General features: G+C 63.3%; 23 protein-coding genes and 1 tRNA gene. 9 read left to right on the top strand and 15 right to left on the bottom strand.

Annotation, left to right across the window (positions count from 1 at the left end):
- Position 1: 1 nt before the first annotated feature.
- Positions 2-2,935: an ABC transporter transmembrane domain-containing protein gene (locus tag KBY99_RS05230; RefSeq protein WP_254997783.1), complete on the top strand. Its 2,934-nt coding sequence runs from the start codon at positions 2-4 to the stop codon at positions 2,933-2,935.
- The gene (locus KBY99_RS05225) at positions 2,935-4,077 is read left to right on the top strand and encodes an HlyD family secretion protein (protein ID WP_254997781.1); all 1,143 of its coding nucleotides are present in this window, start codon (positions 2,935-2,937) and stop codon (positions 4,075-4,077) included. Before KBY99_RS05230 ends, KBY99_RS05225 begins: the two co-directional genes overlap by 1 nt.
- A 34-nt stretch (positions 4,078-4,111) precedes the next feature.
- Here the strand turns inward: KBY99_RS05225 and KBY99_RS05220 are convergent, their stop codons facing one another.
- The 5 genes from KBY99_RS05220 to gcvT all read right to left on the bottom strand — a co-directional run bounded on the left by KBY99_RS05220 (position 4,112) and on the right by gcvT (position 10,557).
- Positions 4,112-5,731 (bottom strand): CTP synthase, encoded by a 1,620-nt coding sequence (locus KBY99_RS05220; protein WP_254997780.1) that lies wholly within the window; start codon positions 5,729-5,731, stop codon positions 4,112-4,114.
- 261 nt (positions 5,732-5,992) lie between these two features.
- Positions 5,993-6,469, bottom strand: coding sequence for a Dps family protein (locus KBY99_RS05215; RefSeq protein WP_254997779.1), 477 nt, complete (start codon positions 6,467-6,469; stop codon positions 5,993-5,995).
- 45 nt (positions 6,470-6,514) lie between these two features.
- Positions 6,515-7,453: an RNA polymerase sigma factor, RpoD/SigA family gene (locus tag KBY99_RS05210; protein ID WP_254997778.1), complete on the bottom strand. Its 939-nt coding sequence runs from the start codon at positions 7,451-7,453 to the stop codon at positions 6,515-6,517.
- Positions 7,454-7,574: 121 nt separating this feature from the next.
- Positions 7,575-9,401 (bottom strand): aspartate--tRNA ligase, encoded by a 1,827-nt coding sequence (aspS, locus tag KBY99_RS05205; protein ID WP_254997777.1) that lies wholly within the window; start codon positions 9,399-9,401, stop codon positions 7,575-7,577.
- Positions 9,402-9,444: 43 nt separating this feature from the next.
- Positions 9,445-10,557, bottom strand: coding sequence for a glycine cleavage system aminomethyltransferase GcvT (gene gcvT, locus KBY99_RS05200; protein ID WP_254997774.1), 1,113 nt, complete (start codon positions 10,555-10,557; stop codon positions 9,445-9,447).
- A gap of 112 nt (positions 10,558-10,669) precedes the next feature.
- Between gcvT and KBY99_RS05195 the strand changes: the two genes are divergently transcribed.
- Both KBY99_RS05195 and KBY99_RS05190 read left to right on the top strand, forming a co-directional pair.
- A complete protein-coding gene (locus KBY99_RS05195) occupies positions 10,670-10,912 on the top strand; it encodes a hypothetical protein (protein WP_254942848.1) in 243 nt (80 codons plus the stop codon).
- A 121-nt stretch (positions 10,913-11,033) separates the two neighbouring features.
- Positions 11,034-11,432: a Crp/Fnr family transcriptional regulator gene (locus tag KBY99_RS05190; RefSeq protein WP_254997773.1), complete on the top strand. Its 399-nt coding sequence runs from the start codon at positions 11,034-11,036 to the stop codon at positions 11,430-11,432.
- Between the two features lie 13 nt (positions 11,433-11,445).
- Here the strand turns inward: KBY99_RS05190 and speB are convergent, their stop codons facing one another.
- Both speB and speE read right to left on the bottom strand, forming a co-directional pair.
- Positions 11,446-12,321 (bottom strand): agmatinase, encoded by an 876-nt coding sequence (gene speB, locus KBY99_RS05185; RefSeq protein WP_254997772.1) that lies wholly within the window; start codon positions 12,319-12,321, stop codon positions 11,446-11,448.
- A 7-nt stretch (positions 12,322-12,328) separates the two neighbouring features.
- Entirely contained in the window at positions 12,329-13,201 is an 873-nt protein-coding gene (gene speE, locus KBY99_RS05180) for a polyamine aminopropyltransferase (RefSeq protein ID WP_254997770.1), read from the bottom strand.
- A 66-nt stretch (positions 13,202-13,267) separates the two neighbouring features.
- On the opposite strand from speE, the gene arfB reads away from it, so the two are divergent.
- Positions 13,268-13,720 (top strand): alternative ribosome rescue aminoacyl-tRNA hydrolase ArfB, encoded by a 453-nt coding sequence (gene arfB, locus KBY99_RS05175; protein WP_106502657.1) that lies wholly within the window; start codon positions 13,268-13,270, stop codon positions 13,718-13,720.
- A gap of 82 nt (positions 13,721-13,802) precedes the next feature.
- Here arfB and mazG read toward each other — a convergent pair whose 3' ends face one another.
- The 3 genes from mazG to KBY99_RS05160 are packed head-to-tail and all read right to left on the bottom strand — an operon-like array spanning position 13,803 to position 16,048.
- On the bottom strand, positions 13,803-14,621 hold the full coding sequence (gene mazG, locus KBY99_RS05170) for a nucleoside triphosphate pyrophosphohydrolase (RefSeq protein ID WP_254997768.1): 819 nt from the start codon (positions 14,619-14,621) through the stop codon (positions 13,803-13,805).
- Positions 14,618-15,118: a DUF2227 family putative metal-binding protein gene (locus tag KBY99_RS05165; RefSeq protein WP_254997766.1), complete on the bottom strand. Its 501-nt coding sequence runs from the start codon at positions 15,116-15,118 to the stop codon at positions 14,618-14,620. Before KBY99_RS05165 ends, mazG begins: the two co-directional genes overlap by 4 nt.
- A 3-nt stretch (positions 15,119-15,121) precedes the next feature.
- The gene (locus KBY99_RS05160; RefSeq protein ID WP_254997765.1) at positions 15,122-16,048 is read right to left on the bottom strand and encodes a lysophospholipid acyltransferase family protein; all 927 of its coding nucleotides are present in this window, start codon (positions 16,046-16,048) and stop codon (positions 15,122-15,124) included.
- A 21-nt stretch (positions 16,049-16,069) separates the two neighbouring features.
- Here KBY99_RS05160 and KBY99_RS05155 point away from each other — a divergent pair.
- A tRNA-Val gene (locus tag KBY99_RS05155) sits at positions 16,070-16,141 on the top strand.
- 102 nt (positions 16,142-16,243) lie between these two features.
- On the opposite strand, the gene KBY99_RS05150 is transcribed toward KBY99_RS05155, so the two are convergent.
- Together KBY99_RS05150 and KBY99_RS05145 are read right to left on the bottom strand one after the other, a co-directional pair.
- The gene (locus KBY99_RS05150) at positions 16,244-17,302 is read right to left on the bottom strand and encodes an alpha/beta fold hydrolase (RefSeq protein WP_254997763.1); all 1,059 of its coding nucleotides are present in this window, start codon (positions 17,300-17,302) and stop codon (positions 16,244-16,246) included.
- A 148-nt stretch (positions 17,303-17,450) separates the two neighbouring features.
- Positions 17,451-17,708 carry a hypothetical protein gene (locus tag KBY99_RS05145; protein WP_106502661.1) on the bottom strand — a complete coding sequence of 86 codons (258 nt, stop codon included), beginning with the start codon at positions 17,706-17,708 and terminating at the stop codon, positions 17,451-17,453.
- Positions 17,709-17,755: 47 nt separating this feature from the next.
- Between KBY99_RS05145 and KBY99_RS05140 the strand changes: the two genes are divergently transcribed.
- Positions 17,756-18,208 (top strand): protein phosphatase, encoded by a 453-nt coding sequence (locus KBY99_RS05140; RefSeq protein WP_254997761.1) that lies wholly within the window; start codon positions 17,756-17,758, stop codon positions 18,206-18,208.
- Complete coding sequence (locus tag KBY99_RS05135) at positions 18,205-18,831, top strand: 2OG-Fe(II) oxygenase (protein ID WP_254997759.1); 627 nt, start codon at positions 18,205-18,207, stop codon at positions 18,829-18,831. The genes KBY99_RS05140 and KBY99_RS05135 overlap by 4 nt, the downstream gene beginning before the upstream one ends.
- Here KBY99_RS05135 and KBY99_RS05130 read toward each other — a convergent pair.
- The gene (locus KBY99_RS05130; protein ID WP_254997758.1) at positions 18,822-19,085 is read right to left on the bottom strand and encodes a Nif11 family protein; all 264 of its coding nucleotides are present in this window, start codon (positions 19,083-19,085) and stop codon (positions 18,822-18,824) included. The genes KBY99_RS05135 and KBY99_RS05130 overlap by 10 nt on opposite strands.
- 216 nt (positions 19,086-19,301) lie before the next feature.
- Here KBY99_RS05130 and KBY99_RS05125 point away from each other — a divergent pair, with 216 nt between their 5' ends.
- Entirely contained in the window at positions 19,302-20,003 is a 702-nt protein-coding gene (locus KBY99_RS05125; RefSeq protein ID WP_254997757.1) for a hypothetical protein, read from the top strand.
- Here the strand turns inward: KBY99_RS05125 and KBY99_RS05120 are convergent.
- Both KBY99_RS05120 and KBY99_RS05115 read right to left on the bottom strand, forming a co-directional pair.
- Entirely contained in the window at positions 19,968-21,209 is a 1,242-nt protein-coding gene (locus KBY99_RS05120) for a mechanosensitive ion channel family protein (RefSeq protein ID WP_254997756.1), read from the bottom strand. The two genes, KBY99_RS05125 and KBY99_RS05120, sit on opposite strands and share 36 nt — an antisense overlap.
- Entirely contained in the window at positions 21,206-22,474 is a 1,269-nt protein-coding gene (locus KBY99_RS05115) for an extracellular solute-binding protein (RefSeq protein WP_254997755.1), read from the bottom strand. The genes KBY99_RS05120 and KBY99_RS05115 overlap by 4 nt, the downstream gene beginning before the upstream one ends.
- Positions 22,475-22,520 lie beyond the last annotated feature (46 nt).

Here is a 22,520-nt window from a genome sequence, read left to right as displayed (position 1 = left end):
CATGGACGATTCCGCCCCTTCGCAGCTGCCTACCCATCCCGCCTTTGCCGGGTTGTCCGACTCCAGCGCCGAGCGTTTGCAGCAGCAGCTCAGCCGGCGTCAGTTTGCTGTTGGTGATCCCCTTTGCCTTAGGGGCTTGATCCCCTCTGAGATCCTGCTGCTTCAATCCGGCACAGCTCGCTTGCTAGTGCGGGATCAGGGCCGCCTGCGCACCGCAGAAAAGCTGGGACCGGGCAGCTTTGTGGGCCTGGCCTCCCTGTTGCGAGCAGCTCCCTGTGAGGAGGTAAGTGCGGGCTCCGAAGTGGAGGCCCTGGTGCTGGCCGATTCCCTGATCCTGGAGTTGTTGGCCAGCGAACCCTCCTTTGCCCAGTGGTGTGGCTCAAACCTATTCACCGCTGAATTGGCAGCCTTGCTGGCCCTGCTGCTTGAGCAGCACCCCCAGGCCGGCACTTCGCTCCAGGAGTTGCTGGATCAGGCCCGCCCCCAGGCTCGACTGGTTCCGCCTGAGCCTTCGGCCCTAGCCGCTCTGCCGATTGATTTCAGCTTGCTGGCCGCTAGCCACAACCTGATCGATCACCCCCTCGGGGCAGCGCTAAATCCCCGCCAGGGTGTGCCGGCTGCCACCCCACCACTACCGCCACGCCTGATCGCCCTGCCTGCGGAGCTGCTGGCTCCGGTAGCTCCAGTGCTGGAAGCCGAGCTGATGCCGGAGGGCTCTGGCAGCTCCGGCCAACCTGGCGGCTCCAATCCGCCTTTGGCTTCAGCCCTTGATCTGGGCCAGCGGGATCGCACGGCCCTGCAACTGCTGCGAGGCAACGGCCCCCTCGAGGAAACCCTCGCCTGTTTCCAGATGTTGGCGGCGGAGCTCAAGCTGCCCTTCCGGCGCGATGCGATCGAGAAGATCCTGCGCGATGTGTTGCGCCGCGGCCAGACGCCGGACCTGCAGCTCTGCGGCAATCTCGCCGCGATGATGGGTTTGCACGTAAGCGGCGTGCGGGTGCCTGCCATCCAGGGCACGCGCCTGCAGACCCCGGCCCTGATCCCCTGGCAGGGCGGGTTTGCCGTGGTGCGGGGCTCCAATGCCCGCGGTTTGCTGCTGGCCTCCCCGCGGGAGGGTTGGGTGGAGCTCTCCCCCGACCAGCTTCCGGAGGCCTTCCCCGATGGCATCGACGTGCTTTTGCTTGAGCGCAGTTCCGCCACCCCAGAGCAGCGCTTTGGTTTTGCCTGGTTCTGGCCAGCTTTGCAGCGCTATCGCGGCATCCTCACCCAGGTGCTGATCGCCTCCTTTGTGGTGCAGCTGTTCAGCCTGGCCAACCCCCTGCTGATTCAGGTGATCATCGACAAGGTGATCAACCAGCGCAGCCTCGATACTTTGCAGGTGCTGGGCTTTGCCCTGGTGGTGGTGACCTTGATGGAGGGTTTGATCGGCGCCCTGCGCACCTTCCTATTCAGCGAAACCACTAATCGCATCGACCTGCGCCTAGGCGCCGAGGTGATCGACCACCTACTGCGGCTGCCGCTCAATTACTTCGACCGCCGTCCCGTGGGCGAACTCGGTACCCGTATCGCTGAGCTGGAGAAGATCCGTAATTTCCTCACCGGCCAAGCGCTCACCACCCTGCTCGACACTGCCTTCTCGGTGATCTATATCGCCGTGATGCTGATCTACAGCTGGCTGCTTACCTTGATCGCCCTGTGCGTGCTGCCGATTCAGATCGGCCTCACCGTGCTGGGGGCTCCCCTCTTCCGCCGTCAATACCGCGATGCGGCCCAGGAGAACGCTCGCACCCAGAGCCACCTAGTTGAGGTGCTCACCGGCATCCAGACGGTGAAGGCCCAGAACGTCGAGATGATCAGCCGCTGGAAGTGGCAAGACTTTTACGGCAAGTACATCTCCCGCACCTTTGAAAAAACAATCACCGGTACGGCCCTTAACGAAACCTCCCAGGTTCTTCAGAAGCTCTCCCAGCTCTTGGTGCTCTGGGTTGGTGCCTCTTTAGTGCTATCCGGCGACATGACCCTGGGCCAGTTGATCGCCTTCCGGATCATCTCCGGCTACGTCACCCAGCCTTTGCTGAGGCTCTCTTCGATCTGGCAGAGCATCCAGGAGCTCAAGGTTTCCTTTGAGCGCCTTGCCGATGTGGTCGACACCCCGGAGGAATCAGACGAGGCTGATAAGCAGAAGATTCCTCTGCCGCCCATCGCCGGCGAGGTGCGCTTTGACGACCTCTGCTTCTCCTTCACCCCCGGCGGGACCCAGGTGTTGCGTCACATCGACTTCACCATCGCCGCCGGTACCTTTGTGGGGGTGGTGGGTCAGAGCGGTAGCGGTAAGAGCACCCTCACCAAAATGCTGGCACGCCTCTATTCACCAGGTAGTGGCCGGATCCTGATCGACAACTACGACATCGACAAAGTTGAGCTTTACTCTCTGCGGCGCCAAATTGGCATTGTGCCCCAGGAGCCCCTGCTGTTCACCGGCACAGTGGCAGAAAATATTGCCCTCACCGATCCTGATGCCAGCAGTGATTCGATTGTGCAGGCGGCACGTCTGGCCTGCGCCCATGATTTCATCATGGAGCTTCCTGCGGGCTACAGCAGCACTGTGGGCGAACGCGGCGCCGGCCTTTCCGGCGGCCAGCGGCAGCGGCTGGCCCTCGCCCGCACCCTGCTCTCCCAGCCCCGGCTGCTGGTGCTTGATGAAGCAACTAGCGCCCTCGACTACGACACCGAGCGCCGAGTTTGCGACAACTTGCTCGACAACCTCAAGCACTGCACCGTTTTCTTTATTACCCACCGGCTCTCCACCATCCGCCGCGCCGAGCTAATCGTGATGATGCACGAAGGAGCCATCGTGGAAACGGGCACCCACGATGAGTTGATGGAGCGCCGCGGTCGCTATTACGCCCTTTACCGCCAGCAGGAGGTCAACTGATGTCGATTGTGCGCCGCGCCCAAAACGCTATTGAGCGCCGGGTTCAGACCAGCCATGAGGAGATGGCGCTGCAGCAGTCGCGCTTTTTAGCGCGAGCTATCACCTGGGCCCTGCTGGGCACCACAGCTGCTGGCCTGGCCTGGCTGGCCTTCGCCAAAACCGACGAGGTGGTGGTCGCCTCTGGCAAGCTCCAGCCGATCGGCGATGTCAAAACCATCCAAATGCCGGTGGGTGGTGTGCTGGAAACCATGCTGGTCAAGGACGGTCAGCGGGTTAGCCAGGGCCAGGTGCTGCTGCGCCTCGATAACGAGGCCACCCTCGACCGTCAGGAGAGTTTGCGTACCACCATCACCGCTAAGAAGGCCCAGCTGCGTCTCAAGGAGGTAGAGCTTGCTCGCTATCTCAACCTCAACGACACCGAGCAGACGGTTACACGCCAGAACCTCGTGCTTGAAACCGAAATCCTGCAGCGGCTTGAGGGCCTCAAGGCAGTTGGGGCCTCTGCGGAGTTGCAGTATTTGCAACAGCGCAACAAGGTGCGTGAGGTTGATGGAGAGATCGCCAAGCTCAAAGTAGATCGCTTGCGTCAAACTGCGATCATCGAGCAGGCGCTGGAGCAGGTCAAAGGAGAGCTGGCCGATCTCGGCAGCAAGCTCACTGAGCTCCAGGTCAACATCCGCTACCAGGATGTTCGCTCCCCGGTGAATGGGGTGGTGTTTGATCTCAAGCCCACTGGCCCAGGTTTTGTGGCCCAAGGCAGTGAGCCGGTGATGAAGATTGTTCCCTTTGATGCGCTCCAGGCCAAGGTAGAAATTGAGAGTAGCGATATCGGTTTTGTGCGAGTTGGTCGCCCTGCCGATATCAGCATCGATTCCTTCCCTGCTACCGATTTCGGAGTGCTGCTTGGTACCGTTAAGGGCATTGGCTCCGATGCCTTACCCCCAGATGAGCGCAATCAGACCTATCGCTTCCCCGCCACGATTGCCCTCGATACTCAGCAGCTCAAGCTGAAATCTGGCAAGAGCCTGCCTTTGCAAGTGGGTATGTCACTTACGGCCAATATCAAGCTGCGCAAAGTAACTTACCTGCAGCTTCTGCTTGGAGAATTTAAAGATAAAACAGACTCCCTTAAGCAAATCTAGCTAATTTGCCCGTTAAGTTAGTTTGGTGAAATAGTCAGCCCTGTTGAGCTTGGTGGGGCAGGCGCTGCTGGGCGGCCTCAATCAAACCGCGAAATAGGGGGTGAGGCTTGCCGGGGCGGGAGAGAAATTCGGGGTGATATTGGCAGGCTGTAAAAAATGGGTGGCTCTGTAATTCAATTAATTCAACTAGGCGGCCATCAGGCGAGGTGCCGCTGATTGTGTAGCCCGATTCGGTGAAGAGGCTGCGGTAAGCATTGTTGAATTCGTAGCGGTGGCGGTGGCGTTCGTATACAACTTCGTCGCCATAAAGGCGATGAGCCATCGTGTCTGCAGCTAGCCGGCAGGGGTAAACGCCCAGTCGCATCGTGCCGCCCAGATCAACTACGTCCTGTTGCTCAGGCAGTAGGTGGATCACCGGATGGGGCGTGTCGGCATCAAGTTCGGCGCTGGTGGCACCGGCCAGGCCCGCCTGGTTGCGGGCCCACTCGATCACGGCGCACTGCATGCCTAGGCACAGGCCCAGGAAGGGCACCTGCTGTTCCCGTGCCCAGCGGATTGCAGCCACCTTGCCGTCCACACCGCGGTTGCCGAATCCGCCGGGTACCACCACCGCATCCATGCCGGCGAGCAGGGCTTCTGCGCCCTGGCTTTCAAGCTGCTCGGCGCATACCCAGTGCAGATCAAGCGAAGCATCCCGATCAAGGCAGGCGTGGCGCAGGGCCTCCACCACCGATAGATAGGCGTCGTTGAGCTGCACGTACTTGCCCACCAGCGCCACCTTCACCGCCGGGCCGGGGTGGCGCAGTTTGGTTACCAGCTCCTGCCAGCGGGCCATGTCACTTTCAGCGTTGCTGAGCTGCAGCACATCGAGCACCTCGCGGCAGAGCCCCTCCTGCTCCATCGCCAGCGGCACCGCGTAGATGCTGTCGGCGTCTAGGGCTTGGATCACGGCCCGCTGCGGCACGCCGCAGAAGCCACCTATCTTGCGGCGCAGCTCGTCGCTCACGGGCCGGTCGCTACGGCACACCAGCACATCGGGCTGGATGCCGATCGAGCGCAACTCCTTCACCGAGTGCTGGGTGGGCTTGGTCTTGAGCTCGCCCGAAACGCCAATGAAGGGCAGCAGGGTGACGTGCACATAGGCCAGGTCTTGGCGGCCCACATCGCCTCGGAATTCGCGTATCGCCTCAAGAAACGGCAGCGATTCGATGTCGCCCACCGTGCCGCCGATCTCGCCAATCACCACGTCGGCATTGCTGTTGGCGGCTACCCGATGGATGCGCTCGCGGATTTCGCGGGTGATGTGGGGGATCACCTGCACGGTGCCGCCGTTGAAGTCGCCGCGGCGCTCCTTGTTGATCACCGACTGGTAAATCGAGCCAGTGGTCACGCTGTTGAGGCGCGACATGGCGGTATCGGTGAAGCGTTCGTAGTGGCCCAGATCCAGATCGGTCTCGGCGCCGTCCTCGGTGACGAACACCTCACCGTGTTGGTACGGGCTCATCGTGCCCGGGTCCACGTTCAGATACGGGTCGAGCTTGAGGATCGAAACGCTGTAGCCGCGGCTCTTGAGCAGGCGCCCCAGGCTGGCGGCCACGATGCCCTTGCCGATGCTCGACACCACGCCGCCGGTGACAAAGACGAACTTGCTCATATCCCGGTGGCTGCCCCTTCAATGTACCGGGCGCTGCCTGCGGGGGCTGGCTGGGTTCGGCGGTCACGCCCGCTTCGCGGGCAACACCGCGCTCACCGCAGCCAACCCCACAGGAGCTACATGCGTTCTTGGGGCCTGGTTCGGGTGTTGAATACTCGGCCCGGCCTGCGGAGGCTTGCTGGTCCGCTGGTGCCGCTGCGGTGAGGCCGGTATGGCCCGCGTAGCGGGCGCCGACCGGCCGATCCCAGAGGCACCAGCGGATTACGCCTCCAGCAGGCTGCGCAGCATCCAAGCGGTCTTTTCGTGGATCTGCAGCCGCTGGGTGAGCAGGTCGGCGGTGGGTTGGTCGTTGGCCCCATCGGCGGTGACCATGACGCCGCGGATGGTGCGGGCGACAGCCTCGTGGCCGAGGACCAGCTCGCGCACCATCTCCAAGGCTGCCGGGATGCCCTGGCTTTCGGCGATTGAGGAGAGCTGGCTATAGGTGGCGCCGCCAAAGGGGGCCGGGCAGCCAAGGGCGCGGATGCGCTCGGCGATGGCGTCTAGGGCGTTCCAGAGCTCGGTGTACTGCCCCATAAACATCAGGTGCAGGGTGTTGAACATCGGCCCGGTGACGTTCCAGTGGAAGCCGTGGGTTTTGGCGTAGAGCACGGTGCTGTCGGCCAGCACGCGGCCCAGGCCTGCGGCGATCTCCAGCCGCTGGGCTTCCGGGATGCCGATGTCAATGTCGGTTGCCATGGCGACTTATCCGTAGTGATTTCGTTTTAGCCCGGATTGCTTGGGTTAGTCGAGGCTGCCCAGATAATCCTTCACGCGGCAGCGATTCTGGGGTTGGCGCAGTTTCAGCAGGGCCCGAGATTCGATCTGCCGCACCCGCTCCCGGGAGAGCTGCATGGCAGCGCCGATTTCAGTCAGGCTGCGGGGAGTGTCGTCTACTAGCCCGAAGCGTTGACGGATCACCTCGGCTTCGCGGCTGCTCAGGTCTTCAAGCAGGGCCTCGAGGTCGTTGTGCAGCTGCTCGCGGGCGAGTTCCTGCTCAGGTGTGCCGTGGCCATCTTCCAGCAGATCGCCGAGCTGCATATCGTGTTCCTTGCCCACCCGGGCCTCCAGGGAGACGGGTTTGGGCAGCTGCAGCAGGGTTTCGCGGATCAGCGCTTCGCTGAGATTCAGCTCCTGGGCGATTTCAGCCACGCAGGGCAGGCGGCCTAGCCGGGCACTGAGTTCACGCTGGGCCCGTTTAATTCGGTTGAGCTTCTCGGTGATGTGCACCGGCAGCCGGATCGTGCGGCTCTGGCTGGCAAGGGCCCGGGTGATGCCCTGGCGAATCCACCAGTAGGCGTAGGTGCTGAAGCGAAACCCCCGGGTCGGGTCAAAGCGCTCCACGGCCCGCTCCAGTCCCAAGGTGCCCTCCTGGACCAGATCCAGCAGGTCCATGCCCCGGCGCTGGTACTTCTTGGCCACTGACACCACCAGTCGCAGATTGGCCTGGATCATCCGCTCCTTGGCCCTTTTGCCGCGGTGCAGGGTCAGCCGTCGCTCTTTGTCGGCCAGTTCGTCTTTGGCCAGTTCGTCTTTGTCTGGATCTCCCTCGCGCAGTAGCTGTTCTCGCCGCTGCACCAGCCGGGCCAGGGTGAGCTCCTGCTCCTGGGTAAGTAGGTCGACCCGACCGATGTCCTGCAGGTAAAGCCGCACCGGATCGGTGCTGGTGGGGGTGTGGGGCACGCCCAATGGATTAGTGGTGCTTCACCGTTGCTGCGCTGGGCAGCTGCGGCGCCAAATGCCCCGTTTTGTTTTGGTTTTTGGTTTTGGTTTTCAGTTTTGCTTTCAGTTGTTCTTTTGGGCTTCAGCTTTCGTCTTCTTCGCTCCAGGTGCTGGCCACATGCAGCTCGTCGAGTTGTTTGGTGGCCACGCCGCCAGGCGCGCCGGTCATCAGGCAGCGGGCCTGCTGGGTCTTGGGGAAGGCGATCGTGTCGCGGATCGATTCCTCGCCCGCCAGCAGCATCACGATCCGATCTACGCCGTAGGCCAGGCCACCGTGGGGTGGGGCACCCATGTCGAGGGCGTCCATCAGGAAGCCGAACTGCTGGTTGGCCTCCTCCAGGGGCAGACCAATGGTTTGCAGCACCTGGCGCTGCAGGGCTGAATCGTGGATGCGCAGCGAGCCGCCGCCCAGCTCGAGGCCGTTGAGCACAAGGTCGTAGGCCTGGGCGCGGGCCGTGGGCAGGGTGTTGGCCCAGGCGGCGGGATTTGCCCCAAGGTCGTCTGCGTTGGGGGCGCAGAAGGGGTGGTGTAGGGCTTCTAGGCGGTTTTCGCCGGCGTTGAACTCAAACATCGGAAAATCCACCACCCAGAGGAAATTCCACTGGTCGTTGTCACGGTCGGCCGGCACCAGGCCAAGCTCGCGGGCCAGAAATTGGCGCACTCGATCGAGGGCCTTATTCACCGTGGCGGTATCGCCCGCGCCGAACAGAAGCAGGGTGCCGGGGGTGGCACCGGTGCGGGCCAGCAGTTCGGCTTTTTTGTCTTCTGTGAGGTTGTCCTTGATGGCGCCGATCGTGTCGATCTCGCCGCCCTCGCGCACCCGGATGAAGGCCAGGCCGCCTGCCCCAGCCTTCTGAGCCTCGGAAAACACATCGCCGCCGGGCTTGATGCGCACGTTGCTGATGGCGTCGTTGCCACCAGGCACGGCGATGCACTTCACGGAGCCGCCGGCGGCCACGGCGCCGCTGAATACCTTGAAGCCCATGCCGGCCACCAGGTCGGAGACATCGGTGAGCTCCAGGCCGTAGCGGGTGTCGGGGCGATCGGTGCCGTAGCGGGCCATGGCCTCGTGCCAGGTGAGGCGCGGGAAGGGACGGGGCAACTCCACCCCTTTCACGGCCTTCCAGATCGAGGCGATCAGGGCCTCGTTGAGCTCCAGGATCTGCTCCTGGTCCATGAAGCTCATTTCGATGTCCAGCTGGGTGAATTCCGGCTGGCGATCGGCCCGCAGATCTTCGTCGCGGAAGCAGCGGGCCACCTGGTAGTAGCGCTCCAGCCCGCCCACCATCAGCAGCTGCTTAAACAGCTGGGGCGACTGGGGCAGGGCAAACCACTCACCACCGCACACCCGGCTGGGCACCAGGTAGTCGCGGGCGCCCTCGGGGGTGGAGCGGGTGAGCACCGGGGTTTCTACCTCGATAAAGCCCTGGTCTTCCAGGAAGCGGCGCATCGCCTGCACGGTGCGGTGGCGCAGGCGCAGGTTGCTGTTCATGCGCTCGCGGCGCAGGTCGAGGTAGCGGTGGCGCAGCCGCAGCTCTTCGCGGGTGTTCTCCTCGTCGTGCACCGACACGGGGAAGGGCAGGTTGCCCTTAACGGCGTTGAGCACGGTGATGGCGCTGGCCAGCACTTCGATGCGGCCGGTGGCCAGTCGGTCGTTGATGGCATCGGCGGGTCGCTCCCGCACCTTGCCTTCCACCTGAATCACCGTTTCGTTGCGCAGGTGCTCCGCTATGGCGAACATCTCGGCGCCATTGTCGGGATCGACGGTGATCTGCACGCTGCCGCTGCTGTCGCGCAGGTCGACAAAAATCACGCCGCCGTGGTCACGACATCGGTCTACCCAGCCGCAGAGCTGCACGGTCTGGCCGCTGGCGTCGTGACGCAGGTCGCCGCATCCGTGGCTGCGCATGCTGAGATCCGGAGTGAATGGGCGATTGTCCCACCCGGTGGCGTCAGCGCTTGTAAAAGGGACGCTTCACCACCAGCGCTGGCTGGGCCTTGCCGCGAATCTGCACCGCCAGTTCGGTGCCCAGCTTGGCGGCGCTGGCTGGTACGTAGGCCAGGGCGATCGCTTGTTCGAGGCTGGGTGACCAGCTGCCGCTCGTGATGTGCCCCAACGGCTCACTAGCCACTGGAGCCCCGGCAGCTAGCACCGGGTAGCCATGGCGGGCGATGGCGCGGCCCTGCAGCTTCAATCCCACCAGGCGCCGCTGGAGCCCCGCGGCGCTTTGGCGCTCCAGCACCTCGCGGCCAATGAAGCCTTTGGGCATTTCCAGGTGCACCAGCCAGCCCAGGCCGGCCTCCAGGGGTGTGGTGTGCTCATCCAGCTCGTGGCCGTAGAGGTGCATGGCCGCTTCCAGGCGCAGGGTGTCGCGAGCGCCGAGTCCGCAGGGGCTGACGCCGCTGGCCAGCAATTTGTCCCACAGGATCAGGCCGTCTGGCCGGTTCAGCAGCAGTTCGAAGCCGTCTTCGCCGGTGTAACCAGTGCGGCCCACAAAGGCGCTGGCGCCAGCCAGTTTCAGCTCCCGGTGGCCGAAGCGGGGCAGGCCGCTCAGGTTGGTACCCGCCAACTCCTCCAGCCGAGCGGCCGCCTCCGGCCCCTGCAGGGCCAGCAGCACGCCATCGCTTTTGCGATCTTCAACACTGATGCCCTGGGGCTCTAGCTGGCTGCGGATCCAGGCAGTGTCGATTGCGGCGCAGGCGGCATTGATCACCAGCAGCAGTTCGTGGCACTGGCCATCTGCCTGCCAGCCCCGGTCGTAAACAATCAGGTCGTCGCGGATGCCGCCCCGCTCGTTGAGCAGCACTGTGTAGCAGGCCTCGCCGGGGCCAATCCGAAACAGGTCGGTGGGCACCAGAGCCTGCAGGGCTTCTTTGGCGCCTGCGCCCCGCAGGGTCAGCACCCCCATGTGGGAGATGTCGAAGATGCCGCAGCGGCGCCGCACGGCTTGGTGCTCTGCCACCAAGCCCTCAAATTGCACAGCCATCTCCCAGCCGGCAAAGGGCACCATCCGGCCACCCGCGGCTTGGGCGGCTTCAAACAGGGGGGTGCGTATTAAACCCATGGCCGGATCCTATGCAGGCCTGCGGAATCAATAAGGAACCTGGAAGATTCGCCGTATTCGATACCACTTTGACCAAACGTCCATACCTTGAGAGACCAGATCTCTCCCTTGGATGGGTCAGCGCCCTTGCTGCCGCAGCTGCCGCCATTGCGCCCCACCCAGTGGCGCTGAATTCGGCTGGTGTCAGCTGCGCCAGTTGCCGATCCACCCTGAATTGGCGCTGGAGCTGTGGTGCCACCACTGGACGGCCCGGCCGCCGCGGCTGCCTGCGATTAATGCGGCGCCAGCAGCTGGGGGGACACCAGCCCAGCCGAATCAGCAGCTCAGCCTTGAATCAGCCTTTGGCAAAAGCTGAAGAAAATCTGTAATTTTGTCTCGTTTTGGGGCTTTTTTGGCTTTTGTGCTCGCCATGGCTAGCCGCCATGGGCGGCAGAGCTGTATTAAGGATCACTGGTATCGATTAGGGGGTGTGGGGCATGGTTGCTTCGGTGGCGATCACCACTCCACTAGAGCTGATGGCGGTTCAAGTGGACTGCGAGGTTCTTACCCTGCCCACCGGCTCCAAGGTGTTTTCCAGGGGCTCCCGGGCCGACTCGATTTATGGGGTGCGCCGCGGCATCATCGAGGTGATCAGCGAGAGCGGCGAGAAGCTTTGCTACCGCCCCGGAGAGCTGTTCAGCTATCAAGACATCCTTTGGCGCGACGGCATTTATCGCAACGAAGCCGTGGCCTGTACCCCTGTTGAGATTCTGCGGCTAGATCGCCTGCGCTTCTTGAACCTGCTCCACAACCATCCGACTCTGGCGGTGTTGCTGATCAGCCAGCAGCACGAGCGCCTGCGCGAACAGCGCACCAGCGGCACCTGCTGCTACTGATCGGCTTTCGGCATTAACGGTCGAGCAGAAACAGCAGGCTGCGCACCACCTTGGCGGCCAGCACGCTGCTCACGCCGGTGGCATCCAGCATCGGCGCCAGCTCCACCACATCGGCGGCCACCAGGTTGTGGTGGCGCAGCTCCTCCACTAGGGCGGCGAAATCCCGCCAGAGGAAGCCGCCGGGCTCCGGGGTGCCGGTGCCGGCCATCACCGCTGGATCAAACCAATCCAGATCCACTGTGAGATAGAGGGGCTTGCCGCGCAGGGGTTTCAGGCTTTCGGCCATCCGCTCAATCGCCACCAGGCGGCCGCTGCTCCGCAACTCGCTGAATTCCTCGCGGGTGCCGCTGCGGATGGCGATCTGCAGCAGCTGCTGGCTGGGCAGCACCTCCAGGCAGCGGCGCATGGCGCAGGCGTGGCTGTGGTGGGCGCCGAGCCACTCCTGGCGCAGGTCGGCGTGGGCATCGAGCTGCACCAGCACCAGCTCCGGGTGCTGCGCGGCCACGGCCGCCACGGCGCCGGAGCTGATCGAGTGCTCGCCGCCCAGCATCAGTGGCTTGAGCCCCAGGGCCAGCACAGCTTCGGTGGCCCGCTTCACGGCCGCCACTACCGGCTCGGGGGCGCCGAAGGGAATGTCCGCCGCGCCGAGGTCGGCGATGGCCAGCTCCTCCAAGTCGCGATCGAGCTGGGGGTCGTAGCTCTCCAGGCCGCTGCTCACCTCGCGGATTGCCGCCGGGCCGAAGCGGGTGCCGGGGCGGAAGGAGGTGGTGCCGTCGTAGGGCACGCCGAACAGACCCACCCGGCAGCCGGCGGGGTCGCGCTGGCTGCCCATGTAAATAGCGCCGTCTTGGTCAAAGAGATCGGTGTCAAACAGGGAAAGGTCGGGCATGGCGGGCTCAGGCGTTGAGGGCGCGCTCGATGGCGGCGGGCACAGCATCAAAGGCGCCGCGCTGCCAGCGGGGGGACCAGATCTCACAGCCACAGTCGACGGCCGCGGCGCGGGCGGGATCCGGCTGCAGATAGCGACGGCCGTCTGTGGCGGCGAACGTCCAGCTCCACCAGCCGCTCGGATACATGGGCACCCAGCCATACATCGGATCGGCGTGGCCGAACACTTCACGGATCAGCTTCACCGTGTCGATATGCACCACTCGGAAGGCCTCGGGTGATTCGCTCTGGGTGGCGAACACGCCGCCTGGCTTGAGGATGCGGCGGCAGTGCTCGAAGAAGGCCCGGTTGAACAGGCCCTCGGCCGGGCCGGCGGGGTCTGAGCCATCCACGATCACCACGTCGTAGCTGGCTTCAGGGGCATTGGCGGCCCAGGCGATGCCGTCGCCCACGGTGAGGTGGAAGCGGGGGTCACTCCAGCAGCCGCCGCCGATGCTGGGCAGGTACTTCTGGCTCCACTCCACCACCAGGCCGTCGATCTCCACTAGGTCGAGGTGCTGCACGCCAGCGTGGCGCAGGCACTCGCGGGCGGTGCCGCCATCGCCGCCGCCGATCACCAGCACCCGCTCGATGCTGGCGGCGCTGCAGAGGGCCGGATGCACGATCGCCTCGTGGTAGTGCCGCTCCTGGCGCTCGGCAGTCATCCAGCAGCCATCGAGCAGCAGGCCCTTGCCGTAGCGCTGGCTGTCGATGATCGTCACCTTCTGGAAGGCTGAATCCTGTTCGGCGACCACCGTGCCCTCCAGGCCGTAGCGCACGCCGTCGAAGACCTCGTCGATCCAGCCCATTGCCAAAATTTCGCAGTCTCCAGCCTTGCGCATCGCCGGTGTGTTGGCCGTGACAGGCTGATTTCCTGGCTCCCCTGATTTCCTGGCTGCCCTGAATCCATGGCTCCCCTGCGACCCACGGCGGATCTGCGGCTGACCCCAGCGCTGGTGATCGGCGCCGCCGAGCTGGCCTGGCGTTTTTCTCGCTCCTCCGGCCCCGGCGGCCAAAACGTGAACACCACCGATTCTCGGGTGGAGCTGGTGTTTGATCTGGCGGCCTCTGCGGCGCTGCCGCCCACGATCAAGGCCCGGGCCCTGGGGCGACTGGAGGGAAAGCTGGTGGAAGGTTGTGTGGTGATTGCGGCCAGTGAGCACCGCTCCCAATGGCAAAACCGGGTGGCGGCCCAGCGGCGCCTAGTGGAGCTGCTGCAGGAGGCGATCAAGCCGCCGCCGCCACCGCGTCGGGCGACTCGGCCCACCCGTGGTTCTGTGCAGCGGCGTCTGGCGGCCAAGAAGCAGCGCGGTGCGATCAAGGGGCAGCGGGGGTCGCGTCCTCAGCTGCCGGAGGACTGAGCTGCCGGAGGATTGAGCTGTTGACTGGGTGCCCCTAAATCTGCAGGTTGTACGGAATTCGCGAGGCTGTTGCGCTCAGGGCTTAGCAGCCTGGCGTTGGCTTGTTTTCAGCGCGGATTTCGGCCTTGGCCTGCTGCCAGAGGCCTTCGAGCTCGCCGATGCTGCGGCCCTTTAGGTCGCCATCCAGGGCTGCTTCCACCCGGGAGAAACGATCGAGGAAGCGGCTGTTGGTGCCCGCCAGGCCGGTTTCTGGGTCGAGGCCGCACCAACGGGCCACGTTCACCAGGGTGAACAGCACGTCGCCCAGCTCCTCCTGGGCATGGCGGCGATCCCCGGAGGCCACAGCTTCCTTGAGCTCGTCTAGCTCCTCGTGCACCTTCGCCCACACCCCTGCCATGTCATCCCACTCGAAGCCGGCGGCGGCGGCTTGCTTGGAGATCGTCATGGCACCGGCTAGGGCTGGCTGGCCGCGCACCTTGCCGGCCAGCCGATCGCTCAGGGGGCTGGTGGAGGCGGGTTGGGGTTTTTCTGCGGCCTTGATCTCCTCCCAGCTGGCCGGCTCGCCGCCACCAAACACATGGGGATGGCGGCGCACCAGCTTGGCGCTGATGCCTGCAGCGATCTGGGCCAGATCAAAGCTGCCAGCCTCGCTGGCGATCTGGGCGTGGAGCACCACCTGCAGCAGCAGGTCGCCCAGTTCCTCCGCCAGGTGGTGATCGTCGCCCGAGCGGATCGCATCGGCCACCTCGTGGGCCTCCTCCAGCACGTAGGGCACCAGGGAGGCGTGGGTTTGCACCAGATCCCAGGGGCAGCCGCCCTCGGGGTCGCGCAGGCGAGCCACCACGGCGATCAGCTCAGCTAGGGCCTCAAGGTGGGCTGGGGTTTGGGGGTGGGGGTTCATCGGCGGCGGCGGCGGCGCAGCAGGCGGGGCAGGCGCGGCATCGGGTCGCCATCTTGGATCAGGTGCAGCCAGCTGCTGGCCTCCAGGCCCACCAGGGCGGCCAGCAGCAGCGGACGCTCGCCCTGCCAGAGCGCTTGGGCGGTGGCTATGAGCTGCTGGGGTGCTGGTCCACCGAGGGGTTGCAGCAGCAGGCAGCTCACCAGCAGCAGCGCCGCCAGGTAGGCCAGGCGCCCGCTGGTGCCCAGCAGGGGACTGTGGGAGACCAGGGAGCGATGGCGCAGCAGGTTGCGGTAGGGCCACCAGAGCAGCCGCAACGGTCCCCAGCGGCGGGTGGGGTTGGAGCGGGTGTCGAGGTCGGGGGAGAGCAGCAGGCCTCCCAGCAGAAAGCTCAGGCCGGCCACGCTCACCCCCGCCAACCCCAGCCAGGGCCACCACAGCAGCCCAAAGGGGAGGCTCAGGAGCCAGGTGGCTCGGTCGTGGCTGCGGCCGCTGGCCATCGATCAGCGCCCGGGTGGGCCGATGGGCCGCAGCCGCTCACCGCTGCCATCGCCCGTTCGCCAGCGCCGGTTGATCCAGTAGTACTGCTCCGGATAGGCCTGAATCAGGGGTTCGTGCCAGCGGGCTACGGCGGCAAGCTGGTCGCTCAGGGCAGCGGCACCCTGGCCGGGCCATAGCGGTGCGCCAAAGATCAGCCGAAAGCGGCCGTTGGCTTCCCGCACCTGGGCCACGGGAAACAGGGGGCAACCCGATTTCTGCGAAAGGGCCGCAGGCCCTTTGACGAAGTTGGTGCTCAGGCCGAGGAAGTCGACCTGCACTTCGCTGTTGCGGCTGTAAAGGTCGGTCATCACCACGAGGCTGCCGCCGCTGTGCAGACAGCGCAACATTGACCTGGCATCGGCCTGGGGAATCCAGTTGCAGTAGCTGTTGGCCTGGCGGGCCCGGTTGAGCAGCTCGTCGCTGTAGGGGTTGCGGGCGGGGCGGTACACGACAGATGGGGTATCCAGCCGTTCGCTCAGCCAGCGCAGCCCCAGATCCCAGCAACCCAGGTGCAGCGATCCCACGATCACCCCCTGGCCCTGGCGATGCAGCTGCAACAGTTCGTCGAGCCCCTCCCCCTCAGCGCTGATCAAGCAGGCGTCAACCGGTTGGATGATCGATTCGAGGCAGGAGAGAAAAAAGCTGTTGATCGACTGCTCGGCGATGGCTTCCCGCTCGCCCTGGCTGAGCTGCTCGCCATAGACCCGCGTCAGGTTGGCGATCGCCGTGGTGTGGCGCCGCCGCAGCCAGGGCCTGGCTAGCCGGTGGGCTTGGGCAATGCCGCGGGCCATGCTGCTGTGGGAGCGCCCCCGCAGCGCCAGCAGCAGCAGCCGCACCCCGAGGGCCTCAAGTTGCCAGCGCAGCTTGCGTTGAAGTGGGGCCTGAGCCATGGGGTGTATTTTGCCTACACCGCGCGATTAGCTCAGCGGTAGAGCGCCTGCCTTACAAGCAGGATGTCGCTGGTTCGAACCCGGCATCGCGCATTGGACCCAACCGCTCAATGGACTATCTGGGGCAATGGACTCTCCCGTGCCAAGGACTCTCTTGCAGTGCGGTAACCCGTTGAAGGTGTAGGCCCCAGGTTGTCAGTCAAGGGATTTTAGGAATTGGTTGATTTTTGGTGCATAAGCCCCAACTTCATGCTGCAAAGCGGCGTGGCCCCGCCCTGAATCTTTGGCCAGAACAATATCCATTTTGTCACCGAGTCTTCGCTTGGCTTCGTCCAGGTGTCCGAGTTCAACCGCTACCATTTCGTCCCCATCCACAGCGATGGCTAGCACTTGGGCTTGAATCTCCTCAAGCTTTGGGGCAACGTTGAATTCGTCATTGGCCCGCAGTTGATAGATCCAGTCGTTGGCATCTAGTTTTGCGGCGATCTTTTCCGCCAGCCTGGGCAGGTGCTGTTGGGACCGCTCTCGCGTGGGCGCAGCATTCCAAAGATGGTTCACCCCAGACATGAAAACCCAATAGGCCATGATGGCTAAGGGGAAGTTCCGTGGTGGTTCATTGTAATTGCCGCCATCCCAGGTTGGATCAAGCAGCAAGGGTTCGATTCCGAGATAATCTTGCATGCCGCGACGGCCGGCCAGAGCAAATGGGGAGGCAATCATTGGAATAATGCCTCTTACCGCATCCGGGTATTGAACGCCCCACTGCCATGTGAGCCTGCCGCCATAGGAGCTGCCGATTACTGCCCTTAATTGTTGGATGCCGAGCTTTTTGGTCACCAGGTCGTGCTGGGCGCGCACAACGTCGCTGTGTTGATAGGAGGGGAATCCCATGCGCATGCCATCGCTGGGCTTGCTGGAGCTCCCCGCTCCAATATTGTCTGAAATAATGATGAACGTGTTGCGGAGATCTAGCGGTTGTCCAGGGCCATACATGTGGCTGCTCCACCATTTCTCCGCATACATGTGCCAGCTGCTTGCGGTTCCATGAATGAGCAAGACCGCATTATTGATATGCCCATTTGAGTCATGCTGAGGCGTGCCCAGAGTGACGTAATTGATGCGTGCTTGGGCAAGGGTCTGACCACCGTCAAACTCAATATTGCGAATCAAATGCAGCTTTTCGCCGTCCTCGCCGATCAGCGTATTAAGATCATGCATGTGGATTGATATGTCGTCGCCGGCTATTACTCCCAATCAGTTGTTTCAGCGTGTTTCTCAGGCAGCCTGGTCATGGAGTCCTGACCCACGCGGGCCGCGGTCGCCATCCCCGGTGGGGAGGCGCCGCAGATCAGCGCGCCGGCTGCTCCGAGGGCGAGCAGGGGTACCAGGGCAGTCGTGGGCGTCAGCCTTCTGGGAACAACAGGCTGGCGAGTTCGTCGGCATCTACGTCGTAGACACGGGCGAGGCTGGTTTCGATGGCGCTGGTCACTTCGCCGGGCAGAAAGCGCATGGCGTTGAGGGCGTCGTCAGCGATCTCGTCGGTGAGCAGGGTTTCTTCGCCGCCGAGCTTTTCGTCGTTGATCACCGCCATTACCCAGCTCTGGTAGGCGTAAACGAGATCGCTGAACTCCAAATCGGGGTCGTTGAAGTCGAGGGCCATGGGTGGGGCAGTCGCATGCCCGTGCAGTCTGCCGGCAGCTGGGCAGGATGGCAGGCATGAATGCCATCAACCTGCAGGCAACCCTGTTTGATTTCGCCATTGGCGAGTTGGTGCGGCAGCACCGTGAGAGCTTTCAGCCGCTCTGGACTGCTGATAGCTGGGCCAAGCTGCTGATCTGGTTGGCGCTCAATTGCGGTTGCAGCGGAGATCGTGACTCGCTGGAGGCCTATGCCGAGGCGCTGGGGCCAGGGCTCACCGGCCGCATGCGGCGAATTTTCTTTGAGCGCGAGCTGGAGGATTTGGAGCTGCGGGTGCTTGCCGATCCCGCCGAGCCCCAGGTGTTGGTGCTGCCCCTAGGGCCTGCTGGCCCCCTGGATCATGGGCGAGTGGTGGCGGCTCTGGAGCGGCTGGGTCTGCTGGCAAGGGTCGCGGCGGAGCCGCAGCGCTGGCAGCAGTTGGAGGCGGCCCTGGCCCTTCCCTGGCAGGAGCTCTCCCGATGAACCTGCTAGCTACCTATCGCAATGCCGGCTTCGAGGCCCTCGCCGATGGGGTGATGGCCTTTTATGAGCGGCGCGTTGACCTGCGGCGGCCCGGGGTGGCCTTTGGCCCTGGCGGCAAAACTGAGCCTGCCAAAATTTCCACCGATATCAGCCTGGTAGCCATCGACCGCTCCGATCCTGAGGCCTTCGCCCTAGCGGAGGTGATCCTGCGCGGCGTAACGGCTGGGCTGGATCGCTACCTGCAGGAGCGCGGCCTCTTTCGCCAGTGCTGCCCGGAGCAGGAGCTGTTTGTGAATCCAATCTTCAACCTGCAGCGATACGCCCCTGGTGAGGGTTTTAAGCGCTGGCACTGCGACTGGACAATCAGCGACGAAGCCACTGAACCGGTGCACAGGGTGCTGGCCTGGATCCTCTATTGCAACGATGTGCCCAACGGAGGCACCGAGTTTCATTGGCAGGCTCACCACGAGCCTGCTGAGCGGGGCAAGCTCGTGATCTTTCCGGCTGGCCCCTCCCACATACACCGAGGCAGGGTGAGCGAGGAGCACACCAAAACGATCGCTACCGGCTGGATCAATGCCGGCAGCTATCCGGACTATTTGGCCCGTCTAGCTCAGGCCTGATCGGGGCTTTCCCAGGTCTTGGCTGCCCATAGCAGCTCGCCCATGTCCCAGCCGAGGTTGTCGAAGTTGCGTACGGCCATGGCGTCGTCGCTCTCGAGCAGCAACTGGGCGAAGCCCTTCACCAGCGCAGCAGGTTCGATGGTCAGGCCTGCCTGAGCGCCCACCGCAGCCAGGTCAGCCGCCGTGGTGGCACTGCGCAACTGGCGTTGCAAATCCTCATTGGTGCGGATCGCGACCAGGAAATCCTCAACCATGTGTCTTCAATCGTATGAAATGACTTTAGAGCGTCAGGATGGGCTAAATCTTTCAGGTGTGTCCTGCAATACCTCTGCTTAGTAGGCCTCTGTTGCAAAGATCAATAAACTTGCGGACCGGTTCTGGCTAGCGCTAAGCGTCGAAGGCTGAGAAAAATTCGAAGCGTTGCGCTTCAGGTAGCTGTTCTTTGTGGCATTAAAATCATTGTCCATTTTATGGGCTTCGAAAAGATTAGTGCCAATGCTTTATTTTCGGCGTTGGTCGCATCTACGGTATTCCTTCTCGGTTTTTTGCTGAACGGTGTTCTGGCAGACTTTAAGGAAAGTGAAAAAATTCCTGGCGAATTCGCTACGGCATTGGAATCCCTCGACTTAGAAGTTAGGGCCATACCAAAATATCATCCTGAAGCTAAGGTCGATGTAGCAGTATTCTCAATTGCTGCCCTTGCTGAAGATTTGCTCTATTGGCTGCGGGAGGGCTTGAGTACTGAGCAGCTCCTGATCAATTACAGGAAGGCCCACAGTGACGTGGTTGGAGCTGCCGTTCAGTTCAAGGGGGATGCCTCCACGCTGCGGGGGAGGTTGATGCAGGACTTGGCTGTGATTTTGCAGAAGGTCAACCGAGTCAGAACCATCCGCGATACAACATTTGTGCCGCTTGTATACTGGATGGCAGAAATTGCCTCTACCCTCCTATTTGCTGGCTTGGTTGTGACCAAGTCAGAAAACCTTCCTGAGTCAGTATTCTTCCTTGGAGTAATTTCGTTTCTGTTAATTCTGTTGCTTCGGTTAATTAATGATATTGACAACCCCTTTGGGCAGTCTGATATCAACTCGGCTGAAGATGTTTCGATTCATCTTCTAGAAGATATTGTTGTTAGGCTAAAGGTCGATTTGCCGCCTGCTTCCGCATCCTAAATGGTTTTCAGGAGGCCAAGCCATGGGGTATTGAACTTGCTGGGGAAACGGAATTTCGATGCCCTCCTGACGGAAGGCCTGCCAAATTGCCTGGTTCACCTCGCTGCATATACCCACGTTGTCCATCGGGTTGGCTATCCAAAAGCGCAGGCCGTAATTAATAGCGGAGTCGCCGTAATTCAGCAGTAGGGCTTTGGGGGCTGGCTGGGGAAGCACCCGTGCCACATCCAGAGCTGTGGCCTCGAGCAGCGCAATCACTTCTGCTGGGTTGTGGTGATAGGCGGCGCCAATGCTTACCTGGCTGCGGCGCATGCGGTCGCTAGCGGTGTAGGTGGTGGCCGCCTCGGTGAAGAAGGTCTGGTTGGGGATCAGTAGTTCGGCATTGTCACGATCGCGCCAAAGCAAGGTGGCACGCAGTCCAAGACTTCGAACTTCGCAGGGATCGCCGTCGAGCATCAGCACTTCGCCTGGACGTACGGATCCCTCAAACAGCAGCCAGATGCCGCTAATGAAGTTGGAGAACAACTCCTTAATGCCGAAACCCAGGCCCACTGAGAGGCCACCTGCCACGGCGATTAAGGCAGTGCTGTTGATGCCCAGGTGCATTGCTACGCCCACCAGCCCCAGGCTCACCACCAGGTAGCGGAGCATCAGCTCCATGGCCTTGCTGCTGCCGTCGCTCAGGCCCAGGCTGCGTTGCGCCAGCCAAGCCACCCCCGCCGCCGGTGGTCCGCAGCCCACCAGTACTAGGTAGATGACCACCAGGGAGTTGAACAGCCTGCCGAAGCTCACCGACACCCCCAGCACCTCCCCCAGCTGGATCACGGCGATGTCGTTGAAGTTGTCGACTTCCCGGATCAGTAGGAGGGCAGATGCCACCAGGTAGGCAGGCCGCAGTAGCCGGGATTCGAGTTGATGCAGCCGCTTGGGCAGCAGGCTGATGCCGTACCAGCCCAGCCATTGCAGCCCCAGCAGGCTCGCCAGCCCCTGGGGCTGGCCCAGGGCGGCCAGGGCCCCGCAGCCCAAGGCCAGGGTCAATATCCCCACGGGCGCATAGGCGAGCAGCGGCAGGGGCTGCAGCCAGCGCCGGCGCCGGGACCGTCGGGTGAGCAGCACCACGGCGATCACCAGGCCCAGCTGCAGCAGCACCGAGGGGCGCTCCAGATAACCCAGCCAGCCGAATATCTCCAGCAGCAGCTCTTTCATGGGCGTGCCTGCAGGATCTGGACCAGCTCGGTGCTGGCGTCCTCGGGGCTGCTCTCCCCGAACACCAACTCGGTCAGCAGGGTCTGCAGGCGGGGAATGCGGGGGTCATTGGTGTGCACAAGGGTCACCAGGCTGTTGGCCTGAAGGCCTTGGTTGGAGGCGGCCACCATGGCGGCCAGCACCTGGGAGCTCTGCACCGGTACGGTGACGAAGCGATTGGCTGGCAGCACCGTCTGGGATCCCAGGGTGAGGGTGCGCTGGGTGAGCGGATTGACGCTGTAGAAGCTGAAGGTCAGGGCGCGGCGACGACCCGCTGCGCTGGAGCTGCGGCCCAGGGCCAGCACCCGCAGCCGGTTGATCGGGCTGGCCCGGTGACCCTCCCCATCAGGCAAGGGGGCGACCCCGAGGGCACTCCCCATCACCCGGCGCAGCTGGGGCAGCACGGTGCTGCGACAGGGGATCCAGTCGATCCGGCCGGCCTTAAATTCGGCTTCGGCGGTGGGCTGGTCGGGGAAGAAGGTGACCCGCTGCTGGTTGCTGGCGTTTTGCAGCCAGGCCAGCCAGTCCGTCATGGCCTGGCGATCGGCCGGGTTGAGCTGTTGGCCCAGAACGGCTCGGTCAATGGCTGGTAGGGAGCCAGTGCTGCCCACGATCCAGAACAGGTAATAGAGGTCCAGCGACAGGCCCATGGGGTGACCGTTGGCACTGGCATTGAGCAGCTCCTGCAAGGTTGCCGGCGGTTCGCTAAGTCGCTGGCGGTTGAAGCAGCTCAACTGGGTCTGCACCAGTACCGGCAGGCCTGCCAGCCGCCCATCCGGGCTGCGCAACCTTCGCAATTCCTCGTCGTTGAAGATAGCCAGCTGGTCCTTGCGGATTGGGAAGGGGTCCACAAGGCCGGCCTGTCGCAAGCGCAGGGCCGTGTCGCCATTCACGATCAGCAGATCCGGGACGAGGCCACTCCGGCTGCGCCGGCGCATGACCTCCACCATCTGATCTTCGGGGTAGACGCCGAACTGAAAATGGGTGTCTGGGTGGATCTGGCGGAATCGCGCACCCACCTTCATTAATTGCTCCTGCAATGCCTGTTTCAGCTCCGCGTTGATGAGCTGGTCTTTGTTGGCTCCGATCGCCACGTAAACGATGTTGGGCAACTCACGGCCAAGGGTGCAGCCCCCGAGGGGGGCGAGCAGGGTCAGGCCGCCCAGCAGCCTGAGCAGGCGGTCGCGCCGACGTTGGGATTTCTGAGCGGCAGGGGGCGGGGCCATGGATGGCACGAGCTGACCCATCATCCCGCTGCGTGGGCGCTTTGCG

It is taken from the genome of Cyanobium sp. Maggiore-St4-Cus (assembly GCF_024345615.1).
GTDB lineage: Bacteria > Cyanobacteriota > Cyanobacteriia > PCC-6307 > Cyanobiaceae > Cyanobium_A > Cyanobium_A usitatum.
Note: the sequence above shows the minus strand (reverse complement) of the source record. Positions and strands in the feature narration are given on the sequence as shown.

Bases quoted from the DNA above. Each gene is read 5' to 3' on its own strand.
- KBY99_RS05230 (WP_254997783.1), top strand. From the start codon at position 2: ATGGACGATTCCGCCCCTTCGCAGCTGCCTACCCATCCCGCCTTTGCC.
- KBY99_RS05225 (WP_254997781.1), top strand. From the start codon at position 2,935: ATGTCGATTGTGCGCCGCGCCCAAAACGCTATTGAGCGCCGGGTTCAG.
- KBY99_RS05220 (WP_254997780.1), bottom strand. From the start codon at position 5,731: ATGAGCAAGTTCGTCTTTGTCACCGGCGGCGTGGTGTCGAGCATCGGC.
- KBY99_RS05215 (WP_254997779.1), bottom strand. From the start codon at position 6,469: ATGGCAACCGACATTGACATCGGCATCCCGGAAGCCCAGCGGCTGGAG.
- aspS (WP_254997777.1), bottom strand. From the start codon at position 9,401: ATGCGCAGCCACGGATGCGGCGACCTGCGTCACGACGCCAGCGGCCAG.
- gcvT (WP_254997774.1), bottom strand. From the start codon at position 10,557: ATGGGTTTAATACGCACCCCCCTGTTTGAAGCCGCCCAAGCCGCGGGT.
- KBY99_RS05195 (WP_254942848.1), top strand. From the start codon at position 10,670: ATGGGTCAGCGCCCTTGCTGCCGCAGCTGCCGCCATTGCGCCCCACCC.
- KBY99_RS05190 (WP_254997773.1), top strand. From the start codon at position 11,034: ATGGTTGCTTCGGTGGCGATCACCACTCCACTAGAGCTGATGGCGGTT.
- speB (WP_254997772.1), bottom strand. From the start codon at position 12,321: ATGCCCGACCTTTCCCTGTTTGACACCGATCTCTTTGACCAAGACGGC.
- speE (WP_254997770.1), bottom strand. From the start codon at position 13,201: ATGCGCAAGGCTGGAGACTGCGAAATTTTGGCAATGGGCTGGATCGAC.
- arfB (WP_106502657.1), top strand. From the start codon at position 13,268: ATGGCTCCCCTGCGACCCACGGCGGATCTGCGGCTGACCCCAGCGCTG.
- mazG (WP_254997768.1), bottom strand. From the start codon at position 14,621: ATGAACCCCCACCCCCAAACCCCAGCCCACCTTGAGGCCCTAGCTGAG.
- KBY99_RS05165 (WP_254997766.1), bottom strand. From the start codon at position 15,118: ATGGCCAGCGGCCGCAGCCACGACCGAGCCACCTGGCTCCTGAGCCTC.
- KBY99_RS05160 (WP_254997765.1), bottom strand. From the start codon at position 16,048: ATGGCTCAGGCCCCACTTCAACGCAAGCTGCGCTGGCAACTTGAGGCC.
- KBY99_RS05145 (WP_106502661.1), bottom strand. From the start codon at position 17,708: ATGGCCCTCGACTTCAACGACCCCGATTTGGAGTTCAGCGATCTCGTT.
- KBY99_RS05140 (WP_254997761.1), top strand. From the start codon at position 17,756: ATGGCAGGCATGAATGCCATCAACCTGCAGGCAACCCTGTTTGATTTC.
- KBY99_RS05135 (WP_254997759.1), top strand. From the start codon at position 18,205: ATGAACCTGCTAGCTACCTATCGCAATGCCGGCTTCGAGGCCCTCGCC.
- KBY99_RS05130 (WP_254997758.1), bottom strand. From the start codon at position 19,085: ATGGTTGAGGATTTCCTGGTCGCGATCCGCACCAATGAGGATTTGCAA.
- KBY99_RS05125 (WP_254997757.1), top strand. From the start codon at position 19,302: ATGGGCTTCGAAAAGATTAGTGCCAATGCTTTATTTTCGGCGTTGGTC.
- KBY99_RS05120 (WP_254997756.1), bottom strand. From the start codon at position 21,209: ATGAAAGAGCTGCTGCTGGAGATATTCGGCTGGCTGGGTTATCTGGAG.
- KBY99_RS05115 (WP_254997755.1), bottom strand. From the start codon at position 22,474: ATGGCCCCGCCCCCTGCCGCTCAGAAATCCCAACGTCGGCGCGACCGC.